Genomic DNA, 13,722 nt, shown 5'->3' on the forward strand with positions numbered 1-13,722 from the left:
CGAGTGTGCTGACACCTAATTCGAGCGATTTCGCGAAGGCCCGCAACGACTCCTCGGTGGTCTCCCCGCGTCCGCCGGGGATCCGCAGTACCCCTACGTGGGAAAGCTGGTGCACGAGCTGACCCTGCCCCAGATCCGCACGCTGGACTGCGGCCGGCGGCTGGCCGAGTTTCCGGACGCCGAGGTGGTGCGCGGCAACAAGATAGCCGTCCTGCCGGAGGTGTTCGCCCTCGCCGATTCCTACCGCGCCGCCGTGCGCTACAACATCGAGACCAAGGTGGCCGCCGATCGCCCCGGCACTTCGGCCGAGCCACAACAATTCGTCGACGTGATTTTGGCGGCCGTCAGGTCGGCCGGCAAGGTCGGCCAGGTCGAGATCCAGAGCTTCGACTGGCGGACCCTGGCGTTGGTTCGCCGGGCGGAGCCGTCAATCCCGTTGGTGGCCTTGTACAACGAGGAAACCTGGGCGCCCGGTTCGCCATGGCTGGCGGGGGAGAACCCCGCCGCCATTGGCGACCCGATGATCGGGGCGAAGCTGGTAGGCGCGGACATCGTCTCGCCCCGGTACCAGCTCGTCACCGGCAGACCGTACGTCGATCGCGCGCATACCCTTGGGCTGCAGGTGATCCCGTGGACGGTCGACGATGCGGCCACCATGCGCGAACTGATCGCCGATGGGGTCGACGGGCTCATCACCGACTATCCGACGCTATTGCGCGGGGTGCTGGCCGAATTCGGAATGCCGCTGCCACCCGCCTACCGCCGCACTTAGCGTCAGGACGCCGCTTTCACCAGGGTCTGCGCGGGCACGACCCGGGCATCGAAGTCGGATCGGCGCGCGCGGGCTGCGCGCCAGATCATGTTGGGGCGCAACAGTCGCGTCGCCGGGTCGACCAGCGAGGTGACTCTGATGAACTGATTCAGCGCGGCGGTGTCGGTTTCGGCCGCGGTGAGCACCCGATCGACGTATCTGTTGAACAGCCGTGCGACCAGCGGTGGTGTGCCATGGATCTCGGGCAGGGCGAGGTCGGGGTTGGTCGACAGCTGCCAGGCCTGGCGGATCGGCGCCGCCGCGGCACGGAAGAAGCGTCGCGCCAAATCGTCGCTGCCGGCGGACAGGCAGTCGCGCAGCGCCAACGCCTCGAGCGCGGCGACCGTCATGCCCTGGCCGTAGACCGGGTTGAAGCTGCAGATCGCGTCGCCGATGACCAGCAGGCCCTCGGGGAAGCGCCGCAGCTTGTCGTAGCGGCGCCACCGACTGCACGGCATCCGGTGGCGCACCGGTTCCCCGATCGGTTCGGCAGCGCGCACCGCGGCGAGCAGATGGGCCGGCGCGCAGTCCGCGACGAAATCGCACATCTCCGCAAGATCGAGCGCCGCAGGCTCGTGGCCGGCCACTCCCATCACCGTGAGGAGCCATTTGTCGTTCTCGCAGTGCAGCAGGCCGCAACCCCTGGGCCTGCCCGGCACGATCCCGACGAGGAAGCCGAGCTCGCGCGGCACCTCTTCCGTCATGCGCAGCGCCTGGCTCGCGTAGGTCAGCTGGACTTCGACGCGATCCTCACGCGGGCGGTCGTACCCCAAGTGGTCCAGCCAGGTCGGCGTGCGGGCGGCGCGCCCGGTGGCGTCGACGACCAGGTCGGCGGGCAGCGTGGTGGGCTCGCCGGTGCGTCCGCAGACCACCCGCACGCCAGTGACGCGGCGGCGGTCCAGGGTCGACACCGGGCCCAGGATGACGTGCTCGTCGAGCAACGAGACGTTGGGAATCTCGCGCAACCGGGTGCGGACGTGATCTTCGAGGAAGGGCCGCGTCGCGCTGTAGGCGGTCAGCCCGGTGGCGCTGCCGCGCCGCGCCACCAGATGCCCGCCGATGTCGTAGTAGAGCTCGGAGAGATCGTGGCCGTCGAAGAAGTGCGCGCCGTCGCGAACCATCTCATCGAGGACGCCGGGGAACATCCCCTCGATCGCCCGCGCTCCGCGGGCCAGCAGGGCGTGCAGATGCCTGCCCTGCGGCACGCCCCGGCGGGCGGCGTGAGCGTCGGGGAGCGGGTCACGCTCGACGACCGTCACGGTGTCGTAGAAGTCGGCGAGCGTCCGCGCGGCCAGCAAACCGGCCATGCTCGCCCCCAACACCACCGCGTGACCGCCGATCTTCGCCTTCATGTCGGACATGGCACTCCGCCTTTCTGACCGCTGACTGACAAACGTCATGCTCACAGCGCTCGGTGGGGGCCGATAGCGTAGTCGGCTACGCGAGTTGTGACCGCGCGCTGCGCACCGGCCGGTCAACGCGGACGCGAAACGGTGGCAATCCGGCCCGCGCGGTGCCGCCGCGCGGCTATAGTCGCCGCGTGATCGGCGGCGACCTGCTGATTGGGCGTGACGGCGAGTTGGCAACCATTCGCCGCGCCCTGAGCGGAGCTGACCAGCATTCCGGGGTGTTGATCGCGGGCGCCGCCGGGGTCGGCAAGACCCGGCTGGCCCGTGAAGCGCTGCGGCGGGCCGGGGCGTCGGGCGAACGGATTCAGTGGATCGTGGGCACCCAATCGGCCCGGGCGCTGCCCCTCGGGGCGTTCATCGGCCTATTGGGCGAGGGCATGTCGGATCCGCTGACCAACGTCCGGCGCGTGATCGAGTCGTTTGTGGCGCGGCAACGTCGCGGGCGCGTGGTGGTGGGAGTCGACGACGCGCACCTGCTGGATGGGTTGTCCGCGCTGGTGATTCACCAGCTCGCACAGACCGGCGGGGCGCGGCTGGTGGTCACGGTGCGCTCCGGCAGCGAAGAGCCCGATGCGGTCACGGCGCTGTGGAAGGACGGTTTGCTCTCTCGCCTGGATTTGGAGCCGCTGTCGGCCGCGGCCACGCGCGAGGTGATCGAGCGCACGCTCGGCGGTCCGGTCGATGCGCGCTGCGCGGACCGGTTCCGGCGGCTCACCGGTGGCAACACGCTGTTTTTGCGGCAGCTGCTGAGCGACCAGATGGCGGCCGGCCGGGTGCGGCAGGTGGCCGGGGTCTGGATGTGGGATGGTGACGTCGCTGTCTCGGCCAGCTTGTATGAAACGGTCGGACGACAGCTTGGTCGCCTGACCCCGCCGCTGGCGCTGGTGGTCGACACGCTGTCGCAGTGTGAGCCATTGCCCGTTGATTTGTTGTGCGACTTGGTGTCTCGCGAGGAGTTGGTGGCGGCCGAGGCGATGGGCCTGGTAAACGTCGAGCGCACCGCCGGCGGGCTGATGGCCAGGCTCGCGCACCCGCTGTTCGGTGAGCTTCGCCGCGCGAGCGCGGGCGAGATGTATTTGTCGAAGGTGCGGGGCCGGTTGGCGACCCGGCTGGCGCAGGACGGTGACGCCGACATGCAGGCGACGGTGCGCCGGGCGTTGCTGAGCCTCGAGTCGGACCTGGACCCGCAACCCGAGCTGTATCTGGAATCGGCACGGCACGCGATGACATTGCTGGATCTTCAGTTGGCCGACCGGCTCGCCAACGCCGCGGAGCGGGCCGCGGCGCCGGGGGCCGCCGGGGTGCGGGCGATGAACCTGATACTGCTCGGCCGCGGCGAGCAGGCCGAGGAGGCGTTGAGCGCGATCACCGAAAGCGATCCGCCGGATCGCCACCATTGGGCGACCTTGCGCGCGGCCAACCTGGTCTGGATGCTCGGCAGGCCGGCGGACGCCGCCGCGATCCTCGACGAGCTGGCGGCGGCCGACGAGAAGCCGGGTCAGGTCGCCGAGCGGTTAGCGGTACAGGCGTGCCTGGATGCGGTGGCCGCACGCTGCGAGGTCGCCGCCGAAAGGGCAAGGACCGCACTGGATTCGGACCCGCTACCGGACTTCCACGCGATGATGGCGTCGCTGGCGTTGGTCATGGCGATGGGCGCGTTGGGGCGGGTCGACTGCCTGGCCACCGTCGCCGATCAGGCGCTGCGCCGCGCGACTACGTCGTTCGAGGCGTCACACATGCGGTTCTGGTTCGGCGCGGTGTATGGCCGGGCCTGCCGGTTGACGGGCCGGATCGACGAATTCGTGCGCTTCGCAAAGGAAGTGGCCGACTCGGCGCGCGACATTCCGGGGCTGGCCTACGCGAACCTGGCCCTGCTGCTCGGGAATGCCGACTTGGCCCGCGGGGCGGTGGCGGACGCGGTGCGGCTGGTGCATGAAGCGCTTGCCGGGGCGCAAATACACGCGACCACAAGCGGTTTGCGCCCGGCCAGCTACTTCGCGCTGGCCGAGGCGCACGGCAAGCTCGGGCACGCGGTGGAGGCGAACGACGCGGTCGCGGGAGCGCGGTCCTGCGTGCCGGCCGACTACCTGTTCATGCATACCGGCCTGTCGCTGGCCGATGGGTGGGCGCTGGCGGCGAGTGGTCGCCCGGGAGAGGCCGTCGCGACGGCGCAGGCGGCCGCCCGAGTCGCCCGCGACCGCGGCCAGCCGACCCACGAACTGGCCTGCATACAGGCCGCGGCGCAGTGGGGGGATGCCTCGGGGGCGGCGCGGGCCCGCGCCCTGGCCGACGCGCTGGCGCTGCCGCTGGCCGATGCCATCGCTTCGCACACCGAGGCCCTGCGCGCCGGGAACGGCGAAGGCCTCCTGGCGGTTTCGGCGGCCTACCGCACGATCGGTGACCGGGCCGCGGCCGCCGACGCGGCCGCGCAGGCCTCCGCCGCGTTCATCGAGGGACAGCAACACAAGCGCGGGCTTTATGCGTCGGCGCTGGCCGGCGAACTGGCCGAGGAGTGTGGCGGCTTGTGCACGCCGGCATTACGGACTCCGGCGGGCCTCAAACTCTCGGGCCGCCAGCGCGACGTCATCGAACTCGTCGTGGCCGGCCTGTCCAACCGCCAGATCGCCGAGAAGCTGGTGATGTCGGTACGCACCGTGGAGGGCCACGTCTACCGCGCCTGTCAGCGGGTGGGCGCCCAGTCCCGCGAGGAACTCGCGTCGATCATCCGGTCAGGACCGGGGTCTGACTGAACCACCGCGGTGGAGTAGTCGACTACTCGTGCGCACAACGGAAATCGGCCATAGCGTTGCGATCCCCAACGAGAAAAGGAGATCGCGATGAAGTACGTAGTGGCGTGGACATACCGCCTGAACGGCACGGCGGCCGAGAACGACGAGAGCCTGCGACGGGGCCTGGCCGCGTACTCAAAGTGGTCGCAACCGCAGACCACGACGTATCACCAGTTCGTCGGCCGCATCGACGGCGGCGGCGGATTCGCGGTGGTGGAATCCGACAACCCGGCCGATTTGGTCGAGACCACAAGCCAATTCGCCACGATCCTGGATTACCAGATCTATCCCGTGGTGGACATCGCCGAAGCCGCGCAGGCGCTGCAGCAGGGCGTGGAATTCAGGGAGGCGATCGGCTAGGCGCCGAGCAGCCGTGCCGACGCCCAGAGTGCGAGCACCGCGAGCACCAGGGAAACCGGCACGGTACACACGCCGAGGCGGGTGTATTCGCCGACACCGGCGTCGACGTCGTGCTGGCGAAGCACCCGCCGCCACAACAGGTTCGACAGTGAACCGACGTAGGTCAGGTTCGGTCCGATGTTGACGCCGAGCAGGACGGCCAGAATGGCGACCGGCCCGCTCGGCGCGACCAGTGGCAGCAGCACCAGGGTGGCGGGCAGATTGTTCACCACGTTGGCCAGCACGGCGGCCACCGCCGCGATGGCCAGCAGCGCCGGCAACGTGGAACCGGATGGCAGCACCGCCGACATCGCCTTGTCCATCCCGTTGACCATGACCGCCCGCACGACCACACCCAGCGCGAGCACGAACACCAGAAACGACACGTGGGCCGACCGCGCGATGTCGATCACCGACGTATGCCGACGGCTCAGGCTGCGCACCGCCAGCACCGCCGCGCCGGCGAGCGCCACCCAGGCCGGGTCCACGCCGACGGACTGGGCGACGGCGAAGCCGGCCAGCGTCAGCCCTACGACGACCAGCACCAGCACCGGCGGCCGCGGCGCGGGCCCCGGTTCCTCCGGATGGGGCTGCACGCGCAGGTCGCGGGCGAAGAACCACCGGAAGACCGCGTACAACGTGATCACCACGCCCACCCACGGCAACGCCATCAACAGGGTGAACCGGATGAACGAAACGTTGGCGGTGTGGAACGCAAGCAGATTGGTCAGATTGGAGACCGGCAGCAGCAGGGAGGCGCCGTTGGCTAGGTGCGCGGTGGCGTAGGCGTACGGGCGCACCGGCGTCCGCAGCCGACGCACGGCGGCCAGCACCACCGGCGTCAGCAACACCACCGCGGTGTCCAGGCTCAGCACGGCGGTGATCAACGACGCGATGACGAACACCCGCCGCAGCAGGCCCCCCGACCCGACGCTCCCGCGCGTGATCGCCGCACCCGCCGCCTCGAAAAGGCCCTCGTCGTCGCACAGCTTGGCGAGCACCAGCACCGCACCCAGAAACCCGACCACCCCCGCGAGCCCGGCCACCTCCTCGACCGCCTGATGCACCGATATCGCGCCGACCGCGATCAGGATGAGGGCCGCGGGAACCGCCGCCACGGCCTCCGGCAAGCCCCGCGGGCGCACCACGGCGAAGGCCAGGACGGCAGCGAGCAGCACCAGCGCAAGTGTCAAAGTCAATGTATCGAAACCGTTTCAGGCCCAGGGGTTTTCGCGTCGCCACACGGTCGGAAGGTGCAGCGCCACACCGTCCTGTGCGGCCAACTCGTCGAGGATACGGATGGAGGAGTCCAGGTCATCGCCCGCGTAGGGCAAGGCCCGCAGCGGTTTTGACAGCGGCCGGAAGAAATCGTCCCAGTGAATCATGATCACCCGGCGCGCCCCCACCGCGCGCACGGTCTCGGTCCAATAATCGGTCAGGTATGACCTCGGCTGTAGTCCCAACTGCCCGACGGACAGGTAGGCGGCGTCGGCGCGGTGACCCGCCAGCGCGCCCTTGACGAATCCGGCGCTGCCCTGGATCAGCAGCCGCCGGCCCGTCGGCCGATGGTGGACCAGCGTCGACCAGGACTCGCCGCAGCGGTAGGCGGACGCCTTGACCGGCGGGGTGAGCGGCGCGTCGATCGTGCCGGGAAACCGGTCCGGCGGGCAATGGTGGGATTCCACCAGCGTCACGTCGTAAGCGCCCAACGGGATTGGCTCGCCGCTGGCGGCGATCACGAGACGGTCCTCGGGCAGCCCGTAGCCGCGCCCGACGTTGGCCGCCGACCGTCCGCCCACCAGTCGCGCACCGGTGCGGTCGGCGACGAGCGCGGAGTCCAGCGCGTGGTCGATGTGGGTGTGCACCGGGACGACGGCCTCGAGCGCGGACACCTTGGCCCGCGACAGGCAGCCGTCCACGCGGGCCGGCGACGGCGCGACCTTGCCGGCGGCCACCCGCGCCAGGCTCGGCCGGGAGAAGTAGCCGTCGGTCAGCAGCGCCGACGAGCCGTCGTCGATCAGCAGCGTCGCCACGCCCATCCACGTCACCGCTAGGGACCCGGCTTCGGCGGCTGGCGCGTCGAACCGATGTGCGTACCGCGCGATGTCGGGCCGGCCGAGTTTGAGCCGCATCAGGCGAACGCCCCGAGCTCGACGCCCGCGGCCGCAAGTCCATCGCGCACGGCCGTCGCGATTTGCACGGCGCCCGGCGAATCGCCATGCACGCAAACCGATTCCACGGTGACCGTGATCGGTGTGCCGTCGACGGCGGTGACCCGGCCGGAGGTCACCATGCCCACGACGCGATCGGCGATCGCCGGCGGGTCGTGCAGCACCGCGCCCGGTTCGCGGCGGGAAACCAACTGGCCGTCCGGCCGGTACGCGCGGTCGGCGAACGCCTCGGCCACCGTGCGCAGGCCGCGCTGCGAGGCTTCGTCGAAGAACGCCGAACCGGCCATGCCCAGCACCGGCAGCGCCGGGTCCACCATCCGCACCGCCTCGGCGACCGCCGCCGCCTGGTCGTGGTTGGTCACCATCGTGTTGTACAGCGCGCCATGGGGTTTGACGTAGGACACCGCGGAACCGGCCGCGCGCGCGATCGCCTGCAGCGCGCCGATCTGATATACGACGTCGGCGACCAGGTCCTCGGCGGCGACATCGATGAACCGCCTGCCGAACCCGGCCAGATCGCGATAGCTCACCTGCGCCCCGATGCGGACGCCGCGCTCGGCGGCCGACCGGCAGACCCGCAACAGGCCGGCGGGGTCCCCGGCGTGAAACCCGCACGCCACGTTGGCGCTGGTGACGATCCGCAGCATGGCGTCGTCATCACCCAGGCGCCAGACGCCGAAGCTCTCGCCCAGGTCGGCGTTGAGGTCGATACCGGCCACCCGCCCAGCTTATGGGGCGGCGCCGCCGCCGTTCGGGGAGGCGGTCGCCTTCGGAGTCGCTACCGGGTGACGACCGCGGCCGCGATCTGCTGGGCGACGTCGACCGCGGCGGCGCCGGGCAGGAAGGACCCGCAGGCGGCCACGTCGATGACGACGTTGTTGCGCGCGGTCAACGCGCGCTGGCACCGCCAACCGTCTTCGCTGCCTTGCTGCTCCTCGGACGTGCTGAGCGTGCCGCTGACCTTGTGGGAATCGGCCACCGCCCACGCAATCTCGGGCTGCCCCGGAGGGTGGTCGACGAATCGGCGATTGGCGCAGGCGGACCACCTCCGCACCGATGCGTCGTAGAACGCGTTGGCCTGCCGGGCCGTGGGGTAGGCGATCACGGCCTGGTTGACCGAGTCGTTGCGCACGTTCGGGTCGTCATAGCTGTCGTCCAGTCGCTCACCGCGCACCGCGGTCCAGCCGGTGTCGGCGTATACCGCCTGCTGGGCGGGCCCAGCCATGGCCAGGCAGCTCTTCTCACTGAACGTCTGGCTGGAGTCCCACATGTCCTGGGTGCGATACCGGATCCGCATTCCCGCACCCAGGATGTCGTTGATCCTTCTGTCGTCGAGCAGCAGGGCGTCCAGGGCGGTGACGGCCACCGGGGCCTGCGATAGCGGACCGCGGGTGTCCGCGGGCGCGGCGTTTCCGCCGACGAGGGTGGTGCAGCCCGCCGTGAGGGCACACACCGCCGACTGCAGGACGATCGCGAATTGGCTACGCACCAGAGCCTTTCGGACGCGGGCCCGTCTGTGCCGACCAGCTTAGGCGGCGACCTCCTGTCGGCGCCCCAGCAACCAGCAGACCAGGTAAATCAGGAAGGAGATCCCCGCGACGAAGACGGACACCGGGACGCCGGGCGCCAGCGACAGCACGATGCCGCCGACGGCGGAGACCTCGGCGAAGACGATTGAGGTCACCATCGCCGCCGCCGGCGAGGCCACCACCCGGGCGGCGGCCGCCGCCGGCGTGATCAGCAACGACATCACCAGCAGTGCGCCGACGATCTGCACGGCCTGCGCGGCCACCACGCCGACCAGCGCGGCGAACACGATGCCCAGCGCCCGAACCGGCACGCCGCGCGCCGCCGCGACGTCGGGGTCGACGGTGGCGAACAACAGCGGTCGGTAGCACGTCGCGACGACGGCCACGACGAGCAGGCACACCAGCGCGAGCATGCCGAGCCCGGTGTAGCCGACGCCGACGATCTGTCCGGTGAGCAACGCGAAGCTCGTCGCCGTCCGGCCGGGGTAGAGGTAGATGAACAGCACCGCCAAGCCCAGCCCGAAGGCCAGCACCACGCCGATGACCGAGTCGCGCTCGCGGGCCCGCCGGCCCAGCACGCCGAACAGCGCGGCCGCCAAAGCGCTGCCGACCAGGGCGCCCACCCCCACCTCGACGCCGACCAGCAGCGCGAAAGCCGCTCCGGTCAAAGACAATTCACTGGAGCCGTGCACGGCGAACGACATCTGCCGCATCACGATGAACGGCCCGATCAGCCCGGCGACCAATCCCAGCAGGGCGGCGGCGAGCAGGGCTTGCTGGACGAAGTCGTGGCGCAGCAGGTGGGCGGTGACGTCGAAGTCGAGCAGGTGGGCCAGCACGCCGGTGAGTCGGTGATTCACGGGTGGGTCCAGTCGGTCGTCTCGCCGACCACCACGTAGCGGTCTTTGACCTTCACCACCGCGATGTCGGCTTGGTACAGCGTCGAGAGCGTCTCGGTGGTCATCACCTCGTCGACGGTGCCGATCCGGAATCGTCCGTCCACCAGATAAAGCAGCCGGTCCACGTAGGGCAGGATCGCGTTCAGGTCGTGGGTGACGACGATGACGGCGGTCGCGGCAGCGCGGCGGCGGCGGTCGATGAGCGCGGACACCAGCTTGGCGTTCGCCGGGTCCAGGGCCAGCAGCGGCTCGTCGCACAACAGCAGCATGGGGTCGCTGACCAGCGCCTGCGCGACGCGGATCCGCTGCAGCTCGCCGCCGGACATCACGCCCACCCTGACGTCGGCCAGATGCTCGGCGTTGACCTGTCGCAGCGCCTCGGCCACCATCTCGCGGCGGCGGGCCCGGTCGGCGGATCTCGGCGGCATGCCGCCCCAACGATGCCCGTCGACGCCCAGCCGAACCAGGTCGCGTCCCCGGAGCATCACGTCGTGGTCCATCGGCCGGTGCTGCGGCACGTAGCCGACGCGGCCGCTACCGGAGTGCATCGGCCGTCCGTCCACCAGCGCGACGCCGGCGGACAGCGGCAACTGCCCCAGTAGCACCTTGAGCAGTGACGTCTTGCCGCTGCCGTTGGGGCCGAGGACGGCGATGAATTCGCCGGGCGACACCGACAGGTCGAGGTGGTCCCACAGCACCCGGTCACCGAACGCCAGCCGGGCGCCGCGCAGCGAGACGGTATGCGGTTGGCTTTCGACGGCGGGGACCGCGTCGAGGCTCACGGTTGCACTGACCGACGCGACTGGAGCGCGGCCAGCAGCTGGTTGACCGTGTTGCGCTGCCACGTCAGGTAATCCGTGCCGTCGGGCATCGTCTCGCTCACTTCGGTGACCGGCACGCCCGCGCGTCGCGCGGCGTCGCGCACGCCGTTGATCGCGGGGGTCGACGTCTGCGGATTGACCAGCACCGCCGCGACCTGATGGTGGTCGATCAGGTCGAGGACGAACGCCATGTCGGCGGGCGAGGGGTCCGTCTCGTTCTCGTTGGCCGCGGTGAAGGCGGCCGGCGTGCGGTTGACCAGACCGGACGCCGCCAGCAGGTAGTAGGCGACCGGTTCGGTCGCGACGACGCCGGTGCCGGGGAAGGCGCTGGCGATGGCGTGTTCGGAGATGGTGATCGCGTCGGCGCCGCGGCAGAACGCGGCCGCATTGGCCCGGTAGTCGGCGGCGTTGGCGGGGTCGATGGCGGCGACCCGGTCGGCGATGGCGAAGGCGACCGATTTGGCGACGTCGAGGTCGTAGAAGACGTGCTCGTTGGCCGGTTGCTCCGCCGAGTCGTTGTGGAACGAGTAGGCGCCGATCGCTTTGACGCCGGGGTGCTCGGCCAGCACCTGGTCCACCCAGGGGTCGTAACCGCCGCCGTTGTACACCACCAGGCTGGCGTCGGTGATGGCCGCGGCGTCCGCGGGGCTGGCTTGGTAGGAGTGCGGGTCGGTGTCGCCCCCGGTCAGGATCGACTTGACCGCCAGGTGCCGGCCGGTGATCGCGCTTGCCACGCTGCCCCAGACTCCGGTGGAGGCCACGACCGCGGCCGCCCGCGGGTGTGCCGGGCCGCCGCAGCCCGTGACGGCGGCCAGCATGACCAGCACGGCGGGCAGCCAGCGCCGCGTGCCGGCCACCGCGATTCGTCCCCGCGTCAGCGCCATGCGTACGTCCGATGTCCTCTCGCCGGCCGGTCGGCCGACCCATAATACTAATGAAAATCGTTTCCATTACAAAGCGGCGAGTGGAGCGCGCTTAGGCGCACATGCGGATTCGCTGTAGCGTCACCGACTGTGGGTCCCGCATCGCGCCGGCGTGCGACTCTGGCATCGTTGGCGGACGAACTGAAGGTTTCGCGCACCACCATCTCGAACGCGTTCAACCGGCCGGATCAACTCTCCGCCGACCTACGTGAACGCGTGCTCGCGACCGCCAAGCGGCTGGGCTACGCGGGTCCGGACCCGGTGGCGCGGTCGCTGCGCACCCGTAAGGCGGGCGCGGTCGGCCTGGTGATGGCCGAGCCGCTGCCCTACTTCTTCAGCGACCCGGCGGCGCGGGACTTCGTCGCCGGGGTCGCGCAGTCCTGCGAAGAGCTGGGGCAGGGCCTGCTGCTGGTGGCCGTCGGGCCCGGCCGCAGCATCCAGGACGGCACGGGGGCGGTGCTCGGCGCCGGTGTGGACGGCTTCGTGGTGTATTCGGTTTGCGACGAGGACCCGTACCTACAGGTCGTCTTGCAGCGCCGGTTGCCGGTCGTGGTCGTCGACCAGCCGAAGGGGCTCACCGGTGTGTCCCGAGTGGGGATCGATGACCGGGCGGCGATGCGGGAGCTGGCCGACTACGTGCTCGGGCTGGGGCACCGCGAGATCGGGCTGCTGACCATGCGGCTGGGCCGCGACCGCCGGCAGGGGTTGGTCGACGGCGAGCGGTTGCGGTCGCCGGCGTTCGACGTGCAGCGCGAACGCATCATCGGCGTGTGGGAGGCGATGACGGCCGCCGGCGTCGACCCCGACACGCTGACCGTGGTGGAGAGCTACGAGCACCTGCCGGAGTCCGGGGGAACCGCCGCCAAGGTGGCCCTGGAGGCCAATCCGCGGATCACCGCGCTGATGTGCACGGCGGACGTCTTGGCCCTGTCGGCCATGGATTACCTTCGCGCACATGGCATTTACGTGCCCGGCCAGATGACCGTCACCGGTTTCGACGGCGTGCCCGATGCGATCGGGCGAGGGTTGACCACGGTGGCGCAGCCGAGCCTGCAGAAGGGCCGCCGGGCGGGGGAGCTGTTGCTGCGTCCGCCGCGGTCGGGCCTGCCGGCCGTCGAGGTCCTGGACACCGAGCTGATCCGCGGCCGCACCGCCGGTCCGCCGGCCTAGCGCCGATCCCCGGCTACGAGTCCTGGTCCCCGATCAGCAACCGCACGGCCAGGTCCAACCGCTTGCTGACGTCGGTGGCCGACGCTCGCCGGGTGAGCCAGGCGAGCAGGTTGGACAGCCACACGTCCGAGATCACCCGGGCGATGTGGTACTGGTCCTCGGTCGGTTCGCCGTCGGCCATGGCCCGGGCGAACATGGAGTCGATCAGCTTCTCGACCTGGTCGACCTCGCTGGCCGCCGACGCGTCGGCGAAGACGTAGGCGCGCGTCATGGCCTCGGTCAGCAGGGGATTGCGCTGCATCGCGCGGTTGAGCTTGCCGACCATGAAGTTCAGCCGCTGAAACGGCGTGCCCCCGGCGACCGACGACCGGTCGGTCTTGGCGTCGATGCGGCTGAACTCCCGCCCCAGCGCAGACACCAGCAGGTGCACCTTCGACGGGAAGTACCGGTACAGCGTCCCCACCGCCACGTCGGCGCGGTCCGCGACGGCGCGCATCTGGACCGCCTCGTAGCCGCCCTTCGACGCGATCGCCATGGTGGCGTCCAGGATCCGCTTGCGGCGTTCCCGCTGTGCTTCCGAGCCGAGTTCCGACTCCGCCAGTACCGCCACGTTCATCACCTCACGCGGCTGCGAGTCAGAACCGCGGCTCGCGTTGGCCCTCGAGTTGGCACTGGCTGGCATATGGCGGGTTGCTCCTGTTCCTGGCGGCTCGCTTGCAAACGATACGCATGCTGAGTGTGAATTTCCCACCTCCGTACCGCCGGGACAGCCGCATGTGCTGCTGTGATGGCGTTCGACTT

12 protein-coding genes and 1 pseudogene are annotated in these 13,722 nt (G+C 70.4%); 4 read left to right on the forward strand and 9 right to left on the reverse strand.

Annotated elements, in window-relative coordinates; genetic code table 11:
- Window positions 1-64: 64 nt before the first annotated feature.
- Window positions 65-772, forward strand: a pseudogene (locus A5681_RS19880) (glycerophosphodiester phosphodiesterase family protein); the annotation flags it as partial.
- Between the two features lie 2 nt (window positions 773-774).
- Here the strand turns inward: A5681_RS19880 and A5681_RS19885 are convergent.
- Window positions 775-2,172 carry a 2-polyprenyl-6-methoxyphenol hydroxylase-like oxidoreductase gene (locus tag A5681_RS19885; RefSeq protein ID WP_231996377.1) on the reverse strand — a complete coding sequence of 466 codons (1,398 nt, stop codon included), beginning with the start codon at window positions 2,170-2,172 and terminating at the stop codon, window positions 775-777.
- Window positions 2,173-2,351: 179 nt separating this feature from the next.
- On the opposite strand from A5681_RS19885, the gene A5681_RS19890 reads away from it, so the two are divergent.
- Both A5681_RS19890 and A5681_RS19895 read left to right on the forward strand, forming a co-directional pair.
- Window positions 2,352-4,970: a LuxR C-terminal-related transcriptional regulator gene (locus A5681_RS19890; RefSeq protein WP_067279014.1), complete on the forward strand. Its 2,619-nt coding sequence runs from the start codon at window positions 2,352-2,354 to the stop codon at window positions 4,968-4,970.
- Between the two features lie 87 nt (window positions 4,971-5,057).
- Window positions 5,058-5,369, forward strand: coding sequence for a DUF3303 domain-containing protein (locus A5681_RS19895; RefSeq protein WP_067279019.1), 312 nt, complete (start codon window positions 5,058-5,060; stop codon window positions 5,367-5,369).
- Here the strand turns inward: A5681_RS19895 and A5681_RS19900 are convergent.
- From A5681_RS19900 to A5681_RS19930, 7 genes are read right to left on the reverse strand one after another with little or no spacing between them, the layout of a single operon-like run.
- Complete coding sequence (locus A5681_RS19900; protein ID WP_067279022.1) at window positions 5,366-6,607, reverse strand: SLC13 family permease; 1,242 nt, start codon at window positions 6,605-6,607, stop codon at window positions 5,366-5,368. The two genes, A5681_RS19895 and A5681_RS19900, sit on opposite strands and share 4 nt — an antisense overlap.
- A 15-nt stretch (window positions 6,608-6,622) precedes the next feature.
- Window positions 6,623-7,540 (reverse strand): MBL fold metallo-hydrolase, encoded by a 918-nt coding sequence (locus A5681_RS19905; RefSeq protein ID WP_067279024.1) that lies wholly within the window; start codon window positions 7,538-7,540, stop codon window positions 6,623-6,625.
- Window positions 7,540-8,298, reverse strand: a complete 759-nt coding sequence (locus A5681_RS19910) for a LamB/YcsF family protein (protein WP_067279026.1) — start codon at window positions 8,296-8,298, stop codon at window positions 7,540-7,542. The genes A5681_RS19905 and A5681_RS19910 overlap by 1 nt, the downstream gene beginning before the upstream one ends.
- 59 nt (window positions 8,299-8,357) lie before the next feature.
- Window positions 8,358-9,071 (reverse strand): sensor domain-containing protein, encoded by a 714-nt coding sequence (locus A5681_RS19915; protein WP_067279029.1) that lies wholly within the window; start codon window positions 9,069-9,071, stop codon window positions 8,358-8,360.
- Between the two features lie 36 nt (window positions 9,072-9,107).
- Complete coding sequence (locus tag A5681_RS19920; RefSeq protein WP_067279032.1) at window positions 9,108-9,968, reverse strand: metal ABC transporter permease; 861 nt, start codon at window positions 9,966-9,968, stop codon at window positions 9,108-9,110.
- Window positions 9,965-10,789, reverse strand: a complete 825-nt coding sequence (locus A5681_RS19925) for a metal ABC transporter ATP-binding protein (RefSeq protein WP_067279034.1) — start codon at window positions 10,787-10,789, stop codon at window positions 9,965-9,967. The genes A5681_RS19920 and A5681_RS19925 overlap by 4 nt, the downstream gene beginning before the upstream one ends.
- Complete coding sequence (locus A5681_RS19930) at window positions 10,786-11,712, reverse strand: metal ABC transporter solute-binding protein, Zn/Mn family (RefSeq protein WP_067279037.1); 927 nt, start codon at window positions 11,710-11,712, stop codon at window positions 10,786-10,788. Before A5681_RS19930 ends, A5681_RS19925 begins: the two co-directional genes overlap by 4 nt.
- A 129-nt stretch (window positions 11,713-11,841) precedes the next feature.
- Here A5681_RS19930 and A5681_RS19935 point away from each other — a divergent pair, with 129 nt between their 5' ends.
- Window positions 11,842-12,921: a LacI family DNA-binding transcriptional regulator gene (locus A5681_RS19935; protein ID WP_067279040.1), complete on the forward strand. Its 1,080-nt coding sequence runs from the start codon at window positions 11,842-11,844 to the stop codon at window positions 12,919-12,921.
- A gap of 13 nt (window positions 12,922-12,934) precedes the next feature.
- Here A5681_RS19935 and kstR read toward each other — a convergent pair whose 3' ends face one another.
- Complete coding sequence (kstR, locus tag A5681_RS19940) at window positions 12,935-13,531, reverse strand: cholesterol catabolism transcriptional regulator KstR (protein ID WP_067279200.1); 597 nt, start codon at window positions 13,529-13,531, stop codon at window positions 12,935-12,937.
- Between the last annotated feature and the right edge of the window lie 191 nt (window positions 13,532-13,722).

The organism is Mycobacterium scrofulaceum (assembly GCF_001667885.1).
Lineage (GTDB): Bacteria > Actinomycetota > Actinomycetes > Mycobacteriales > Mycobacteriaceae > Mycobacterium > Mycobacterium scrofulaceum_C.

Coding starts and splice junctions, on each gene's coding strand:
- A5681_RS19885 (WP_231996377.1), bottom strand. CDS start 2,172: ATGTCCGACATGAAGGCGAAGATCGGCGGTCACGCGGTGGTGTTGGGG.
- A5681_RS19895 (WP_067279019.1), top strand. CDS start 5,058: ATGAAGTACGTAGTGGCGTGGACATACCGCCTGAACGGCACGGCGGCC.
- A5681_RS19905 (WP_067279024.1), bottom strand. CDS start 7,540: ATGCGGCTCAAACTCGGCCGGCCCGACATCGCGCGGTACGCACATCGG.
- A5681_RS19930 (WP_067279037.1), bottom strand. CDS start 11,712: ATGGCGCTGACGCGGGGACGAATCGCGGTGGCCGGCACGCGGCGCTGG.